Raw genomic sequence first — 18158 nt, 5'->3', positions numbered from 1 at the left:
ACATAAGACTAAATACACAAGGTTTTTGTTACATCTTTTCTTGTTAGGAAAATGTTAAAAAAAATAAGAGTCTTACATTAAAGTTCCTTAGAAGCTCCTGATTTTCTTTTGTTTCGATAAATAAAATACCCAACCACTCCTATTAACACATAAGGTATTATCATTAAATAAACAATTCCATTATTAATACCTTTTGCAGCTTCTTGTCCTTCTTCGCTTTCTAATACAGCTCGACACATTGCACATTGAGCTTCTGCCGAAACTGTAAATATTAACAACAATATAAATATGCAGACTATTTTAGTTTTCATAACCATTGTAACCTGTTAGATATTTTTTTTAAGCATAATAAGGAGCAATCATAAGATATACAACCACACCAGTAATAGCAACATAAAGCCATATTGGAAATGTAATTCTTGCAATTTTTTTATGTTTATCAAATCGCTTCGCCAACGCCTTTACATAGGTAATAAGCACAAAAGGAATCACTACAATAGAAAGCACTATATGAGTAATCAAAATAAAATAATACACATATTGTATCACTCCTTCTCCTCCAAACTTGGTAGAATCACTTGTCATATGATATGCAATATACATAAGTAAAAACAGCACAGAACATACGATAGCTGCTTTCATAAATTTTTCATGCAATGCTATTTTTTTATTCTTTACAGCCCATAAAGCAGCTAATAAAATCACCGCAGTTACACCATTAATACTTGCATATATTGGCGGTAAAAAAGTGAGTGGTTGCACATCGAACCCCAGTCGTCGCAAATTAATCCCGAATAGTGCCGCTACTGCAAGTGGTATAAAAATAGACAATATTACGATCCACTTATTGTATTTTTTCTCTACTACCGAAGGACTACTACTCATCTTTATCTAATAATTTCTTTATATCTTTTAACAATACGGTTATTTGTTCTTCTTCACCGTTTTCATCCATTTTTTCTTCCACTCCAATCGTTCCTCTATAGTATATGATTGGATTACCAGAAGCATCATATCTAGACCTAATATATCCTTCTTGATCAATTAAAGCAAAATAACCATTATGCTCAAAACCACCAAGCACATCTGGATTCTCTGCCGCATAAATATTAAATCCTGTATTAGCAAGTTCGTAGATATCTTCTCTATCACCAGTCAAAAAATGCCAATCGGGATCTGTAACATTATAATTCTCGGCGTATTTTTTAAGCTTCCTAGGTGTATCATTTCTTGGATTTATAGTAAAAGAAGCAATTCCAAAATTCTCGTAATCGGCAAGTTTATTTTGCAGGTAGACCAAATTTCTGCTCATCTTAGGACATATAGTTGGGCAGCTAGTAAAAAAGAAGTCTACCACATAAACTTTCCCCTTATAATCATGATTAGTGATTAGTATGCTGTCTTGATTCAAAAAAGCGAATTCTGGGACTTTTTTTGGTGCTCCATTGATCTTTATATAACTAAGTTTTTCATTAGCTATTGGATTATTAGCACTCATTCTATCATTCTTTACCACTGAAGTGCTTTTGATTCTATTCACAATTTTTGGAATAAACAGTATCCCAAAGATTAAAACAACAAACGATATCCCAACGTACGAATATTTTTTCATTTTATTTTTCTTTACGATTCGCCTTATATTTTTTTAATGCCAGACGATATTCTGCAAGAACAACCTTTACATCATCATCCATAACATTTGATAAATCTGCCACAGAACTTGCGTCATACCCATACACTTCTGGCTCACCTTCTTCTAGGCTACCATCTCTACCTCTCAAACCACTATTTTTATCAATAATATAAACATAAGAGGTTGCCAAATTATCATCTAATTGGTGAGGGGTTTCAAGACTATCAAACAAACTCTTTATACTCTCGGGTGTACCAAAAACAAAATTCCATTCTGAAACATCTGTTATATTATCAAGTTCGTCCAAGAGATCTTTTGCTGCGTCTTCACTACCGTAAGGTAATACCATTACAAATTGAAAATCCTGAAAGCCATGATTTTTTTTATAGATCTTTTGATTTAAGTTAAAAGCATTTCCTTGTTTGTTATGAATATTACGTCCTAAAAAACCTAATACCGTAATTTTATTAGAAAAACTAACTTCATTTTTTGCAAGTGATTCGAAGTTTTTAAGATTTCCAATCGTCTCATTAAGAACTGGAAGTTTTGCAAAATTGTGTACTCCTGAAGCAAAAAACAAATACGCAACAAGGGGTAAAACAAATAAAATACCTAAGACAAGAAACTTTTTCATTTAGTAAATAACTTTATTTCCATTCTAACACTAATTAGGACTTAAAAACAACACTTCTCTAATCACAAAAAAACGTCCAACATCCGGTATTTTCTCTAGACATAAAGTATGATTAAGCTAGTACTATATTATTCTAAAACAAGTTTATAACAATTGTGCAAAAATAAAAAAGACGGTTTAATAAACCGTCTTTTTACAATGCTTTTAACTTATAAAATTAAAGGCTTAAAAGTCCCAAGCTTTATAACCTGCTTTAAAAACCTCATATACATAATCTCCCTCTGTAAGAAGGATGAATATCAAGTAACAGATTAAGAAAATAGCTGTCCAAACAACTGACCTTCTCAAGCCTTTGGTTTCGCCTTCCATGTGCATAAATGCCCATGTAATATAATATGCTTTATAGATAGTAAGAATAATAAATATCCAGTTTAGCAACTTCATACTAATTAATGTAGTTTCAACTAAAAACGCAGGTTTTATAATTCCTAATATTACTTCTACTATTGTAACAACAGATAATAGAATAAATACTTTCCATATTCTTGCTGTATTCGATTCGTGATGTGCTGTATCGTGTGCCATACTAATATAATACTACTTTATTTTTATTAAACCAGGTAAAAGAATGTAAATACAAATACCCATACCAAATCTACAAAGTGCCAGTATAAACCAACCTTTTCTACCATCTCATAATTTTTTCTTCTTTCATATGTACCAAGAATTACATTGATAAAGATGATAATATTAATTATTACTCCAGAAAATACATGAAATCCGTGAAAACCAGTAATAAAAAAGAAAAAGTTAGCAAATAAGGGAGTACCATACTCATTATGAGTTAGGTTTGCTCCTTCTACTGTACCAATTGCATCTGCCTGTATCCTTCTTAAGGATTCTGTTCTAGACAGGATGGTTTTTTCTCCTTTATCAGTAAGGGTCTGAGTTCTTATCAAAAGATCTGTCTTTTTAGCAAACCCAGCTCGTATCTCTTCTATTGTATAAGTAGGAAGCGTGCCTTCTTTTTGAAACCATATTCCATTTTTTCGCTCATGGCGCGTTCTATCTTTATGAGAATCTGCTAGAGCTACATCCTTTAGGGCTACTCGGTGCCCTTCTGCATCTACAAATTGCAATATTTGACCTCCTTTGGTCTCTACTGCACCATATTCTCCTTTAATAAAGTTTTTCCACTCCCATGCTTGAGACCCTACGAATATTGCCCCTCCAATAATCGTCAGGAACATATAAAAGATCACTTTTTTCTGCTTCATATGATGTCCAGCATCAACCGCTAGTACCATCGTCACAGAAGAGAATATCAATATAAATGTCATCAAGGCCACATAATACATTGGAGCATCTACTCCATGCAAAAACGGGAAGTGATTAAACACTTCATCGGCAATCGGCCATGAATCAATAAATTTAAATCTCGAAAAACCGTATGCGGCAAGAAAACCTGAGAATGTAAGTGCATCCGAAAGGATAAAAAACCACATCATCATCTTACCATAACTTACCTTGAGAGGTTGGTTGCCCCCTCCCCAGATTTTATCTTCAGTACCTGTTTTAGTAACAGTTGTTTCCATATAAAGAATTTGGTATTGTTAAATTTCCCACAAAAATAATCAATTTTATCATTTCATCTGCTCAAATCTATTTTTTAATTGTCACAGATGCTATTCTACAAAACAATCTTTTTTGCGGCACTAAATCAATGATCACTGATCATTTTACGAAATACAAAAACAAAAAGAGATAAACCCACAGAAAATCAACAAAATGCCAGTACATAGCACCTAATTCTAAACCAAGAGTTTGACCTGTTTTATATTTTTGTTTAAAATGATTATAAATTACGACTAAAAGCACAATCACACCTCCAGCGATATGTGCCAGATGTGTTACTACAATAATAAACATAAATGTAGTAACAATATTTGATGTTGGCCCTGTAAAATGATATCCTTGTGTAATCATATCACTAAAGCCTTCAAATTGCAGATATATAAATATACTACCCAAAGCAAGCGTAGACAATAGTAATAATGTTGCCACCTTTCTATTATTATCCTCAATTGCTTTTTTCACAAAGTGAAACGTAATACTACTGGCTATAATAACCAATATGCTATATACAAATGCATTCGGAAAAACAAGATCGGTAACCCAATCCTTTCTACTTTTACTAACAACATATGCACTAGTAAGCCCTGCAAATACCATTGCCATACTGATCATTGCAAACCACATCATGGTTTTTTTGGATCTATTTACTTTTTCTTGTGTTGTCCCTTGCGTTAAATCCATGTTCTTATAAATTTATCTGCTACATAAACAATCTGTAACAGTGTAATATACAAAACGCTCACCAGCATTAATTGCTTTGCCGTTTTGGCATCTCTAATTTTGTATAAGCGAATTGCAGATCTTAACAAAAAGATCCCTAGTATTAAAATTATTACTCCCGATACAGGAGTAAGATAAAGTTTTCCTGTAACTCCAAAGACTGGTATTAAAGAGGTCACTATTGTCCAAGTCGTATAAATAATAACCTGAACAGCGGTTCCTTGGTCTCTTTTCCCAGTAGGTAACATAAAGAAGCCTCCTTTCTTATAATCCTCGAACAAGAACCATCCTATCGCCCAAAAATGTGGGAATTGCCAAAAAAACTGAACCATAAACAATGTTCCTGGTTCTATTCCAAAATCATTTGTTGCCGCTACCCATCCCAACATAAAAGGAATTGCTCCGGGAATTGCACCAACAAAAACAGACAATGGTGTCTTGGTTTTTAGAGGTGTATAAACACTTACATAAATAAATATTGAAATTGCTCCAAACATTGCTGTTTTAGGATTAATACTATAGAGCACAGATATCCCAGCAATCGTAAAAAGAGTCGCTATTGCAAAGGCAGTATTCACAGACATTCTTCCGGCAGGAACTGGTCTGTTCTTTGTACGATCCATCAGTTTATCCAAATCTCTTTCTATAATCTGGTTAAAAGCATTTGAAGCCCCTACCATAAAATAGCCTCCAATCGCTAGAAGCAATAGAGTACTCAAAGAAACCGTTTCAACACCTAACAAATAGCCTGCAACAGAAGAAAAAACAACACTTAATGCCAAACGCATTTTTGTAATTTCTTTAAAATCCTGAATAACAGAAACTTTTACTGTATTAACCTGGGTTACGCTCAAATCTTGCACCTTTTCTAAATCGCTTTTTTTAAAAGTCGTGCAAAGATATACCTTAAATGCATTTTAGGCAACTTATAACTACTTATAATTCACCTTTTAACAACTAGTTTATTGTCATTCAAAATAATTTAGAGGATATTAGCAAAAAGCCTTCTTGCAGAACATTTTGATAATCACCTCAATAGCCTAAGTAATTTTTGACCATTACTACCGACAAAACATAGTAAAAAAGAACACAACACTCTATATTATGAAAAAACTATTAATCCTCGGAGCATTACTCTTCTCATTTATCGTAAGTGCCCAAAACAAGGAAGTCAAAATCTCAATAGACCCATTATCAGAAAATATCTATATGCTAACCGGACAAGGTGGTAATATTGGTGTTTTTAAAAATGAAAAAGGTCTATTTATTATTGATGATCAATTTGCTAGATTGTCTAATCAAATTCTCTCAAAACTAAAAACCATAAGCGATCAACCAGTTAGCATGGTCATCAACACACATTATCATGGAGATCATACTGGTGGCAATGAGAATATGGCTAACAAAGGGGCAACCATTTTTGCACAAAAAAATGTAAGATCAAGAATGAAAAAAAATCAAAAAGAAAAAGGAGCAATAAACCCTGTTTCTTTACCTGTAATTACATTTAATGAGGGATTGCAATTATATTTTAATAACGAAAACGTAAAAGCATTTCATGTTCATAATGCGCACACAGACGGAGATGCAATTATTTATTTTGTAAATGGAAATGTATTACACATGGGAGACACTTTTTTTAATGGACGATACCCTTATATAGATCTAAAATCAGGAGGAAGCATTAAAGGATACATAAAAGCTTCTGAAAAAGCTCTACTAATTGCAAATGATGACACCAAAATTATTCCAGGACACGGAAAATTAGCAACTAAAAAGGATCTCGAAACATTTTCAAGAATGTTAAAAGAAATCACAGCTGCTATCCAAAAAGAAATTGATGCCGGCAAATCTGAAGGTAATATCATAAAAAACACCACTCTAACTGCTACATATGACACCAAAGGGTATGGTGACGGCTTTATCAACTCTGAACGCATACGAAAAACAATATACAGCAGCCTTACCCAATAAGAGCAATCCTAACATTTATAAAAACAGTTATCCCTGTGCAAATAATACACAGGGAATACTTTGTGTTTTTTTAAAACAAAAAAAGCGTTTTTATCCTATTTACTCTTGTATTTTAAAAACGATAGGCAACTGATACTTTACCGTTACCGCTCTATCTCTTTGTTTACCTGGAGTCATTTTAGGAAATTTTGCTACTACCCTTTTCGCCTCACGTTCTAGTGATGGATGTGGCGCCCTAGCCTTTACATTCTGAATTGTTCCATCTTTGTACACATCAAATTGCACATAAATACGCTGTAAACCTTTTAATCCTAACTGATCACCAAGACCAGTATTAAATTTTCTAGAAACAATCCTTTTTATTTTATCAGAAAAACAAGAAGCCCGCTCATCATTAGTTTCCAGCATCTCACATCCAGGAAAAATAGGAACAAACTCTACTTTGACAAAAGGAAACTTTTCTTCTGGCTCATCAATAGGCACATCAAGTATATCATCAGATGTAATAGGATCAGATTCGTTTAAATCATTCTTAAACTCCTCTTTCATCGATTCAACTACTTCATCATCCTTTATCACTTCAAATTTTTGAGGATCGACTACAGGTTTAGATCGTTTTACTACCGCTTGCTTAGGCTTGGATTCTTTATAAATCTTGTAATTCTCATCCCATTCGACCGGAGGTTCTTCTACAGTTACAGCAGTAGGAAGTTGCACTACTGGTATTGCAGTATACACTTCAAACATTAAATAGGTAAATAATAGACTTACAATAAGTCCAATCTGAAAGTTTACCAATGTACTTTTTCGTACATTCGCATCGTGCTTGTTACTCATAAAATTTAGTTTTAACGTTACAATTAAATCTGAATCAACAAGCATACCAAAAAAGAATCCCGTCTACATAACTGTAGCGGGATTCTGATATTTTTTTTCTTACCCTGTTATTTACGAGCTACAAAATTAATAGGCAACGAATACAAAACCCCAACAGTTTCTCCATTTCTTTCTGCGGGCTTTGTTTTTGGCAATGCCTTGACTACTCTAACCGCCTCTTTCTCTAAATCCGGGTGTGGACCTCTAGCTTGAACATCAATTACGTTACCACACTTACTTATTTTAAACCGAACAAATATCCTATTAAAACCAGACATCCCCACTTCTTCAACCACCTTTACATTAAAATTTTTATTGATAAACTTTTTAACCTTTTCACTTAAGCATTTTTTTTGCTTTGCCGGCTTGCTATTTTCATTGCAACCAGGAAAAACAGGAAAATTCTCTACAATTTTAATTGGTTTTCCTTTACTATCTTTTGTTTCAAAATCCAGGTTAACTTCAAAGCTATACTTCTCAATCTCTCCTTCTATTTTTCTATTTTCGATCACAACCTTAAGTTCGTACAAAACCCTAACTAGATTACCATTATCCATACCTGGGTTTAGCCTAGGAAACCCAAGAATAACATCTTTTATATGCCTCTTTAGAAGCTCATCTTCACCTTTAACCTTTACAGTATCAACCACACCATCTTTACCAATTTCAAAGCTTATCTCAGATTTTTTTGCTTTAGAAAAATAGCTCATATCACCATCAAAAACTTGTGTAAGACCATTTCTTAACGCATTCAACACAAAAGAATCAACACAATTTCTTTTTTCACAATCCTCGGTTATCCTCCTACATTTGGCAAAAAAAGGAGGGAATTCAACATCATTAAACGGAATTGCATCTTGTGTTTTCTCTACTTCAGCCTCTAAATTTTGAAATATCGCAGTGTCTATTTTAGTATTTCCAAAAACATCTGAGTTATATATTAGACCCAGAAAAACCAAAACCAACAATCTTCTAAAAGTACTTTTTCTCATTAATAAGATATCCTAATCTATTTACACTAACCTGAATTACATTTTTCTAATAAAAAAACTCCCATTAACAACAATGGGAGTTTTTAAAATATTTTTGTGTTTTTTCTTTAATCCTGTACCTGGAAAACTATTGGTAAAGAATACAGTACACCTACTGCTTTTCCTCTTTGTTTTCCTGGAGTCATTTTAGGCAATAACTTAATTACTCTACCCGCTTCTTTCTCTAATCTTGGGTGTGGTCCTCTTGCTTGAACACCAACAATATTACCATTTCTGTCAATTTTAAATCTCACGTAGATTCTATTAACACCAGAAAGTCCTAGCTCGCTACCCAATTCTGTATTAAACTTACGGTTAACAAATTTCTTAACCTTATCACTCATACATTTCTTTTTTGCAGCATTATTTCCTGCATTTTCACAACCTGGAAAAACTGGAACATTTTCAATAACCGCAAAAGGTACATCAGCAATTTCTTCTTCTTCATCAACATCTATTACCTCTTCTACTTCAACAATCTCTTCTTCCTGATTGGTTTCTGTAGATTCTATAATAGTTTCTTCTACCTCTTCTTCATCTTCTACTACATCAATAATTTCTGGAGCAGGTGGCGGAGGTGGCGGAGGTGGTGGAGTATTCAGGTTTTGAGTAATCGGCACATCTTCTTCTTCTAATTCATCAAGGTTAACCTGACCAATATCAATATTACTTCTATCATAAGTCTTCCACTCAATTCCTTGCCATGTTATAAAAAGAACTAAAATAAGTCCTAGTTGAAGGAATAAGGTACTTCTTTTAGTTAAATCTGCTTTTGGATTTTTCTTTGGTTCCATATTTCTAAATAGTTAATAGGATTGCTAAAATAGCTAATTTCTTTTGTAATTTCCAACTAAAGATAAAAATGTAAAACAAAAAATTAGTTTTTTAACTTTTATCTTGCACATCATTCGGCAAATAAAACCTTTTATCTACCTGATTTTCTGATTGTTTTGCTTAATTCTTATTACTTGCCTTTTAAGCACAACAAAAATAAAAACTGCAAAAATTGTACCACATGTGTTTGCAACTACATCATACCAGTCAGAACTACGATAAGTAGTTAGCAATGACTGCAATACTTCCATCAAAATACCATACAAAACAGATGCTACCGAAGAAATGATCAAACTCTGCCTTAAGCCTTTATTTAGTTTTTCAGAAAAAAATAAATACAATGTCCAGGCTACAGTTACTGTAAAATACGCTATAAAATGAGCATATTTATCACTTCCTTCTACTTGAATCTTTACAGGGTATACAAATCTCGCCAATGACCCCCATGTTAGCAGGATCGTTAGCAAAACTGATAGAATCAACAAGGGTTTATGCCCCAACAAGCTCTTTATACCCATCTGCAGACAATAGATCATCTACTTGAGAAGCATCTGATATTTTTACTTTTACCATCCACCCTTCTCCATAAGGATCACTATTCACTACTTCAGGCTCACTCTCTAACGCTTCATTAAACTCAATGATCTCGCCAGTTAACGGCAAGAACAAATCAGATACGGTTTTTACTGCTTCTACAGTTCCAAAAACCTCTTCTTGATCAAGTTCTTCTCCAACTGTTTCTACTTCTACATAGACAATATCACCTAATTCACTTTGTGCAAAATCGGTAATCCCAATAGTTGCAACATCACCTTCAATCTTGATCCATTCGTGATCTTTTGTATATTTTAATTCTGCAGGAATATTCATTCGAAAAAATATTTATAAGTTTCTTTATTATATATGACGACGAAAATAAATCTATTTTATTAAATTTTTGGAAAACCAGATAAAAATTTATCAAAAAACAATTATCAGAAATCTCACCAAAGAAATAATTACAAAAAACTTAATTTCCAAAATTATATCTCAATGTAAATCCGCCTCTAATCGTGGTTTGAGGAAAGGCAGTAGAAATAGAATATTCTGAAAAAGTGTGGTCATAAAAGAATAAGGCTGTCAGGTTCTTACTTAACGAATAATCTGCTGTAAATTTTATTCCGTATATATCTTGCCCGGCAGTTACCTGCGTATTATCCAGATCAAGATATCTAATCAGAGTTTCGTTTTGACGCAGAGATACATCGGCACGTAGATTAAGATCACTTTTTAACACCTTTTTCCTTCCCGAAATCTTAGTTGCAAAAGTAATATCCTTAAGCCTGTACCCTATACCTATGATATATTCGTTACCTTGTATTTCGGTAAGTAAATTATTATCAAAGCTTAATGATAGCGCTCTATCTTTTTTCCATTCTAACAAGATTTTAACAGAGTTCTTCATCTCCATATCGAATCTCGCCAAGGGACTAAATTGCTCTGTTAGATTAATATTAGAATACAATGTTGGGTTTCTAAAATTACCTGCCTGATCGACATCATTACGGTTTTGATATTCTAGATTTGTTTGAAACTGATTAATCGTATAATTGGCTCGATATCCATGAGCTACAGAAAATCTTTTAAATCGTTTTTTAAACCATTTTAAATTCATTAACCCAGTATATTTCACATCCCAATTAGGTAATGGAATATCTCTAAAAGCTCCTTTCTGAACATTTTCTGCACTTTTCCCCTGATACGCAGATAAAAATGCTGGTAATAATACTGCTTGATTTGTTTTTCCGAATCCGATCGGATAACTATATCCATTAGGCTCTTGTTCTGCGCTTCTCGGAAAATTAGGACTACCATAAAACTCAGTCGCCAAACGATCTGCTACAATCTGTCTGTTTTCTCTAAAGTCATCAAAGGCTGTAGAATTAAATTCATCACTCTTTTGAAATGCCGTTTTGATCAATAGTGTAGAAACCGTAAAATTACCAAAAACATTAGGAGTAAGTGATCTATACTCTAAGTCACTATCTACCCTATAGTTCTCTGTAAATGTTTCTGAATAATTTCTATTGGCACTAAGGTCAATTTTCAAACCTTTTAACAACCCAAGAGATGCCTGTACATTAATCTGCCTGCCTTCGACCTCTTGATATTGTTGATTAAAGTCTTGATACAACGTAAGCCATCCGTTACGCGCTGCAATATCTCTTATTTCAGATTGGCTACCAAAAGTAAAACCTACAGTTGGTTTTAGCGTACCAACAAAACCAGGTTCTCTAACATACCCAGGAAGGAAAATACCATTATCCTGTTGATAATTTACATTTACTTTTTTTACTGCAGTAACCAAACCTATTAGAGTGTTATATGCTTTATCACCCGCGCTCAACTTACTCCTACCTCTTTTTACCTTTTTCTTAGTGTCCTTATTAGGTGCTGCTGACAACTCCTTACCATCTTTTGATCCTCTTGCATCTTTCTTATTTGCTTTTTTTCGACCAGCTTTTATTTTGGTTAATCCCACATACTTATACAGTGTATTCATATCTAACGACCCATTTAAGGTATGCACATTGGCATTTTGCACTGTATTACCTAAATCAGGAATATCGTCTAAAGTCTTAAGGGCCTCACTCCCCTTTACCCATTGAAAATCTGCATTATAAGAATATGTAGCTCGTATAAATTTAAGCGCAGGTATTTTCTTAAAGGGAACTTCATAGTTAACCTGAAGTTGTTGACTATGCGTATTTGGGTCTCCTATATCAAAAAACCCACTCCATACATCTATCGAATTATCAACTTCATTATTTTCATCAATAAAATTCTTAACAATACGATTGTTCGCCGATGTGAAACTAAAATTTAAAGACTTGGTTAAATTATGGTTTATACCATATTGCCAGTCATAAAGAAAATTACGTTGATACAAAGTAGGTAATTTAATATCATCTGGTCCTAAGGTAATATCTCTAAATATTTGCTCATTGTATTGTCTGTTAATATTAGAATTTACAGAAATACTTGTAGGAAGTAGATTTACATTAAAATCCTTTATCAAGTCAAAGTACTTACTTCTTCCTAAAAACTTAATCTTTTTAAAGGGCTCAATTTCTTTAGGCTGAAAACTGAAGTCATACGTTCCTCCTAATCTCACATTTTGATCTAAAGATTTTTCAATTTCAAAATCACGATGATCTGTTTGATTATAAGTTGCAGAAAACGCAAAATTCTCTACATCATAGGGCATAGGTTTACTCTCACCTGTTCTTTCTTTACGTAGTCCAATAACATTAAAACTTTGTCTTTTTGTATAATCTGTTGATTGTCTCTCTACACGTTCTTTTTCTTGTGGATCTGTAATCTTATCTAATCGATCCTGAAGCTCTATATCCTGAAACTCTGGATCAAATTGTGGTGTAATCAGCTCTTCTCCTCTACTATAATTAAACGGAATCTGTACTCCCCATTTTTTTGGCAAAAGCTGTCCCAAATTAAGATTGGTTGTTAGATCATATTGCTGTACGTCTTCTCTACTTCGTTCATTTGGTCCTTGTTCTATGCCTCCAAACCCTATTGTACTCATTCTTCCCGAAGCACTTATATTAGCAAAATCTGCAATGTTAGCATCCAAATTACCTACAGTAGCCCATCCTCCTCTGTTTTTAAGATCACTAAGGCGCATTTCATTATACCAAACTGTTCCCGACTGATCACTTCCACTTTCATTTTTGACACCTACCATCATTACTCTAATATCACCAAAATTAGGATTACCTTTAATTCCGACATTAAGATTATTAGGTCCTGCAAAAAAATTAAGATCATTTATACTAAGTCCGTCATCTCCTAGAACATTAGATTTTACTTCCTGAAGAAACTCTAAAGGAAGACTCAAGCGATTATTTACGGGCCATACTCCATTTTGACTTCTATCACCAAGATCTGATACCTCTAGCGGCAACTCTATCTGATAGAAATTATTAGTAAAATCATTCCCCATTCTAATAAAGGCTATCAAATTGCCATCAGAAATTGCGGGTTGATTAGGAACTGACTCGGCATGCAAAAACATCTCAAGATTTTCATATTGACGCATGTCGACATTAAAATTCTTGTACACCCCACGTGAGTCTCCGGATTTAAGATCATTTACGGTTATTGCAAGAGAACGCTCATCTTCTCTTATAATATTATTGTTATTATTTAATTGTTCTCTAACAACTCCTGGTGGTGTAGTATAGTTAGGTGTTTCTTCTTCACTAACCGAAGTTACTATTGCTTCACTATCTCCAAAAACATTTAGACCACTAGTTGGATCATTTGTTTGATTACCTTCAACAATATACCTTCTATAATCTCCACGTACCAAATCCATATTACCAAATCTCAATAAGACAGGCTCTGCAAAATCAGTAAGATACATTCTCATAAATCGTATAGATCTAAAATCACTAATATTTATAGCTCTGTCCGGCTCATAAACAGGTATTTTAAATCGTACCCAACGGGTATTTAGCTCCTGTCCTGATACCTGGATAGGAAAATCACGAATATCTGATATATATCCCGTTCCTCCATCGTTACCTACATCCATTCCTCTAAAAATGGGAATTTCATACTCAAAATAACTATTAATAGTATTCATGGTATTATCCCTATTCACATCTTCTGCAGTAGGAAAAGTAGTATTCCCTCTATCATCATTAGACACAGTAGTTGGTGAGTTTCCTTCTGTACCATTATATTTATCATAACGTTCTAACAGGCTACCACTTGCCTGAAGGAAATAAGTATAATTATCTCCAGATGGATCATCTAAAGACTGAAAAGCTCCATATTCTGCTTTTTGCTTTTCGTCTGCATCTGTCAATCCATCAAATCCTGCATCTTGCTCGACCCTTGCCTGACCTTCAGAATCAAACGCATATATTAGTGACTGATTCACAGGAACTCTTCCGTACTCGGTATCTACGACATTCTGATTTTGCCCATTTGCAGGCAATCCATTTTCATATTGCTTTCTACCATCCTTGAGTACATCTTCACTAATATTACCTAGATTAAATACAATAGTACCCCCAGGGTTGTCTACATCATCATATGCAAAGGGATCCATTAACCAAAACTCTATAAATTCTACATTGGATTGTTCAAAATTAGTAGAGGTTAGCTGTCTGGTTACTCCCGCAAAGTTATTTCTAGGGTCTGGTTGCGGCAATGTATTTCCCGGCGCATAAGCTGGGTTATAATTATATGGTCCCCTTACGGTTGGATCATAATTCAAATCAAATGTAAACAGAGCCAATGTTTGACCTTGCACGATATCTGTCTCAGGAAAAATTTCATCTATAAACACTCTTCTTGTCGCATTAGATGCCAAATCCTGATCAGTTATTCCGCTAGGTCTTCCATTACTATAAAAAATAGGATCAATAGAATACCATGATAACTTTGCTCTTTGAAATCCAGAAGCTATTCCATCTAAGATAGCATCACTGGCAGGATTACCGGGATCACCAAATCCAACAGGCACACTAGAAAGCTCCCAAGAAAGCGGTGAACCTACATCAATCCTGGTTTGTGCTCCTTCAAAATCATCTATATATGTTGTTACTTTACCATCAAAATCTGCTCCTTTAGGGGCTCCTGCGATAAGATATGCAGCTTCTGCTCTCACCGAAACATTTGATGGAACATCGGTATCTATATTAGGTAGTTTATTAACCATTCTGGTTAAGAAAGGAACTTCTGTAGAATATGCCAGATTAAATCCTAATATTGTATTATTAATCGGCTCAAAATCATAATTAGATTTTTGAGTAATTGGTCTTTCATTTAGATTCAAATAGGTTCCTCCTATTATAAAATCGTCATTAAATTTATGTTCAATATTTAAACCTGTAAAACGCTTTGTTTGCTGACCAAAAACAGCATTATTCTCTGTAGACACCTGGATCGGTGTATTAGAAGAAAGCAAAGCTTCATCCAGGATATTTACTCTTCCCAGTTGATAATTCACAGTATAATCTACACCTTCTTGTAGCACTCTTCCTCCAGCAGTGACGGTAACTGATCCTTGTGGCACATTAAATGCCCCTAAAGGAATCCCATCCTGACCAGACGATTTATATCGTCCTTTTAACTGAAAATAGTTTTTATTAGCTGATCGCTGTTCTGCCACAACTTTTGTTTGCGTATACAGATCTCTAAAAACATACTGCGATTGGTTTGCATTATAAGAATTAGGATCGGTGTATGTTGCTCCGGCAGGACCATTGTCTAGTTTATCAAAAAGATGTTCTCCAAATGGTTCTATGGTCGTAAATATAATACGCCCGTTTTGTGAGTCTATAGTAACACCTGGTACATAATCAAAAAAACCATCTCCTCCCTGAACAGGGTCTCCATTAGGATTAAGTCGATCTAGATTAAAAACTTTCAGTAAAGTCGTCTGTTCTACATCATCTGGTAATGCCAGAGATGAACCTGGTGCAGCTGTAATATAATTAACAGGAGAAGGATTTGAGTATAGGATATTTAATCTAAAATCATTTTGTTCTAATCTAAATGCCCCTGTGTTGTAGATGTTTTTCATCATCAAGTCCCAAATAGGTCTTGTTACATTAACAATTGGACTTTTAAGCATTTTAACTACCAAACTCTGACTAGCCCCTACATTTGTATCTGTATTTCCTGTATTATCACCAACCGTTGCATCGACACCATCATTTGCAAATTCACCAACCTGAAATACCTGCCCTCCTACAGTATACTGATATGCTACTGCCAGAACCTCATCATTATTTAATCTTTGATTTAATGAGATGTACCCTAGCTGAGTGTTTAAGGTATATTCGCTCGTATTTAATTTTTTTGCGTTTTCTAAAATGGCATAATCAAATCCCTCATTAAATCCGGATATAGGACCTATAAACCCTTGTTGTACAGTAGCAATCTGTCGTACTGCATCGGTAATCGGACCTGCCGGACCAATGGCAGATGGATCCAAATCATTATTACTATTATCAGGAAAAGCTCCTGCTCCCGTATTAAATAAAGAAGAAGGAATATCTGTATTACCATTACCTGCATCGGGTGCTTCTCCTATATCCTGAAGCGCAACAATATTACGAGCATTGGTAAGTGTCTGTGCACTTGTAGCTCTATTGGTTATCCACACCTCGATTCTTGTGATCTGTACATTATTATTAATAAAAGGATAACTTCTTAAAGAACTATTGTAGGTATCTCTAAAATAATGAGATAAAAAGAAGTGCCGGTTTTCATCATAATCTAGTGCAAATAGCTCAAAATCCTCGACTGTACCCCCGCCTTCAACATTTACCGATCTTGTTTCAGAACGTTGTTCTGAGTATACTCCTGTTATAGTAGTTCGCCCAAACTGCAATCCCATTTTAACTCCAAAAAGGCTTTGAGCCCCCTGGATTAACGAACTGTTAAGCGGCATACTTACATTACCTACCTCGATACTCTGTATGATATCGTCTTCTGTAGGAGTATATTCCAGTTTTAGCTGATTCTGAAAATCAAACGTAGACTCTGTATCATAGTTTGCCGTTATCTGTAGTCTTTTTCCTATTTTACCCAATAAACTCAAACTAATTCTTTGATCAAAATCAAAGGTAAAATTACTTCGGTTACGTGGTGAAAAGGCAGGATTATCTTGTTTTGTATATAGTAATCCCAAATCCATTTCTACGGATCCCTGAGGAATAATTTCTATTTCATTTCCTCCAAAAACAGATTCAAAGAAGTTAGAATTCACATAAAAAATAGGAAGTAAATTTTTCCTTTTTTCTTCACTTCCATCCTTCTTCCCACTAAAAGCTTCTATTTTTTCTTTAAAATAATTCCTTCGCTGTTCTTCTTCTACAAGCGCTTCAAATTCTGAAGGAGTTAAGAAAAGCGGATATCTTACATTAAAATCACCAAGCATCTCTCGATAGATATATCGATTGGTTACTGGATCATATTCATATTTGGTTATGATACTATTGGGATCTGGCAAAGAGAGCTCTCCCAAACTAAATGTAGTACTGGTAGAATCCCGAACAGTTTCGTTATCCTGACCATATAACACCCCATTATAAAGTGTTATCAAACATACCAATATCCTAAAAAAACTAAAGCGTAAATAATTTGACGAACCCAATGTTTTTATATGTTTTTTAGTGCCTGTTTAATAATATTTTCTACTGTTTCTTTGGGGTCTTGTTTTAGAACTCGATCAATAGCCTTTTCTGCAATTTTTCGATTAAATCCTAAAGTTTCTAATGCTGATAACGCTTCATCTTTATTAGTATTGCTTTGGGATACTGAAACTTCATCGATATTATAGACTTTTAGAATTTTATCTTTTAAATCTATGATAACACGTTGGGCTGTTTTGGCACCTATTCCTTTAATGGATTGAATTGTAGCTACATCATTAGAAGCAATAGCATCTTTTACCTGATCAGGGTGCAATGATGACAGCATAGTTCTGGCAGTACTAGCTCCTATTCCCGAGACCGAGATCAAAAGCCTAAATATTTCTCTTTCTGATTTTTCTGCAAAACCAAATAGGGTATGAGAATCCTCTTTAACCTGAAGATGTGTATATAGCTCTAGTGCTTCTCCCTCAGGGATTAAAGAAAAAGTATGTAGTGAAATATGTAAGAGATACCCTACTCCACCACAATCTATTACGACATCAGTTGGATTTTTTTCGACAAGCCTCCCCTTGATATGTGTGATCATTTATGTAAGTTGATGTTAAGTAATCAAATGTAGTAAAATTCTACTATATAAACGGATAAAA

Annotated in this window: 16 protein-coding genes; 1 reads left to right on the top strand and 15 read right to left on the bottom strand. The window is 34.1% G+C overall.

Annotated features, from left to right (window positions below):
- Positions 1–77: 77 nt before the first annotated feature.
- The 8 genes from C1X07_RS10420 to cyoE form a co-directional block, all read right to left on the bottom strand.
- A complete protein-coding gene (locus C1X07_RS10420; RefSeq protein ID WP_103070013.1) occupies positions 78–311 on the bottom strand; it encodes a hypothetical protein in 234 nt (77 codons plus the stop codon).
- Positions 312–339: 28 nt separating this feature from the next.
- The gene (locus tag C1X07_RS10415; protein WP_103069947.1) at positions 340–885 is read right to left on the bottom strand and encodes a DUF420 domain-containing protein; all 546 of its coding nucleotides are present in this window, start codon (positions 883–885) and stop codon (positions 340–342) included.
- Positions 878–1612, bottom strand: a complete 735-nt coding sequence (locus tag C1X07_RS10410) for an SCO family protein (RefSeq protein WP_103069946.1) — start codon at positions 1610–1612, stop codon at positions 878–880. Before C1X07_RS10410 ends, C1X07_RS10415 begins: the two co-directional genes overlap by 8 nt.
- A gap of 1 nt (position 1613) precedes the next feature.
- The gene (locus C1X07_RS10405) at positions 1614–2267 is read right to left on the bottom strand and encodes a hypothetical protein (protein ID WP_103069945.1); all 654 of its coding nucleotides are present in this window, start codon (positions 2265–2267) and stop codon (positions 1614–1616) included.
- A 225-nt stretch (positions 2268–2492) separates the two neighbouring features.
- Complete coding sequence (locus tag C1X07_RS10400) at positions 2493–2852, bottom strand: cytochrome C oxidase subunit IV family protein (protein ID WP_103069944.1); 360 nt, start codon at positions 2850–2852, stop codon at positions 2493–2495.
- A gap of 26 nt (positions 2853–2878) precedes the next feature.
- Positions 2879–3862 carry a cytochrome c oxidase subunit 3 gene (locus C1X07_RS10395; RefSeq protein ID WP_103069943.1) on the bottom strand — a complete coding sequence of 328 codons (984 nt, stop codon included), beginning with the start codon at positions 3860–3862 and terminating at the stop codon, positions 2879–2881.
- Between the two features lie 139 nt (positions 3863–4001).
- Positions 4002–4583, bottom strand: a complete 582-nt coding sequence (locus C1X07_RS10390; RefSeq protein ID WP_103069942.1) for a cytochrome c oxidase subunit 3 — start codon at positions 4581–4583, stop codon at positions 4002–4004.
- Entirely contained in the window at positions 4574–5476 is a 903-nt protein-coding gene (gene cyoE, locus C1X07_RS10385) for a heme o synthase (RefSeq protein ID WP_103070012.1), read from the bottom strand. The genes C1X07_RS10390 and cyoE overlap by 10 nt, the downstream gene beginning before the upstream one ends.
- 250 nt (positions 5477–5726) lie before the next feature.
- Here cyoE and C1X07_RS10380 point away from each other — a divergent pair, with 250 nt between their 5' ends.
- Positions 5727–6596, top strand: coding sequence for an MBL fold metallo-hydrolase (locus tag C1X07_RS10380; RefSeq protein ID WP_103069941.1), 870 nt, complete (start codon positions 5727–5729; stop codon positions 6594–6596).
- A 99-nt stretch (positions 6597–6695) separates the two neighbouring features.
- Here C1X07_RS10380 and C1X07_RS10375 read toward each other — a convergent pair whose 3' ends face one another.
- The 7 genes from C1X07_RS10375 to ruvA form a co-directional block, all read right to left on the bottom strand.
- On the bottom strand, positions 6696–7433 hold the full coding sequence (locus tag C1X07_RS10375) for an energy transducer TonB (RefSeq protein ID WP_164914139.1): 738 nt from the start codon (positions 7431–7433) through the stop codon (positions 6696–6698).
- Positions 7434–7540: 107 nt separating this feature from the next.
- The gene (locus C1X07_RS10370) at positions 7541–8464 is read right to left on the bottom strand and encodes an energy transducer TonB (RefSeq protein WP_103069939.1); all 924 of its coding nucleotides are present in this window, start codon (positions 8462–8464) and stop codon (positions 7541–7543) included.
- Between the two features lie 107 nt (positions 8465–8571).
- The gene (locus C1X07_RS10365; RefSeq protein ID WP_103069938.1) at positions 8572–9297 is read right to left on the bottom strand and encodes an energy transducer TonB; all 726 of its coding nucleotides are present in this window, start codon (positions 9295–9297) and stop codon (positions 8572–8574) included.
- 135 nt (positions 9298–9432) lie between these two features.
- Positions 9433–9774, bottom strand: a complete 342-nt coding sequence (locus tag C1X07_RS10360; RefSeq protein ID WP_164914138.1) for a VanZ family protein — start codon at positions 9772–9774, stop codon at positions 9433–9435.
- Positions 9775–9826: 52 nt separating this feature from the next.
- On the bottom strand, positions 9827–10207 hold the full coding sequence (gene gcvH, locus C1X07_RS10355) for a glycine cleavage system protein GcvH (protein WP_103069936.1): 381 nt from the start codon (positions 10205–10207) through the stop codon (positions 9827–9829).
- A gap of 139 nt (positions 10208–10346) precedes the next feature.
- Positions 10347–17459 carry a T9SS outer membrane translocon Sov/SprA gene (gene sov / locus C1X07_RS10350; RefSeq protein WP_241507229.1) on the bottom strand — a complete coding sequence of 2371 codons (7113 nt, stop codon included), beginning with the start codon at positions 17457–17459 and terminating at the stop codon, positions 10347–10349.
- Between the two features lie 56 nt (positions 17460–17515).
- A complete protein-coding gene (ruvA, locus tag C1X07_RS10345; protein ID WP_103069934.1) occupies positions 17516–18097 on the bottom strand; it encodes a Holliday junction branch migration protein RuvA in 582 nt (193 codons plus the stop codon).
- Positions 18098–18158 lie beyond the last annotated feature (61 nt).

It is taken from the genome of Aquimarina sediminis (genome assembly GCF_002895435.1).
GTDB classification, from domain to species: domain Bacteria; phylum Bacteroidota; class Bacteroidia; order Flavobacteriales; family Flavobacteriaceae; genus Aquimarina; species Aquimarina sediminis.
Note: the sequence above shows the minus strand (reverse complement) of the source record. Positions and strands in the feature narration are given on the sequence as shown.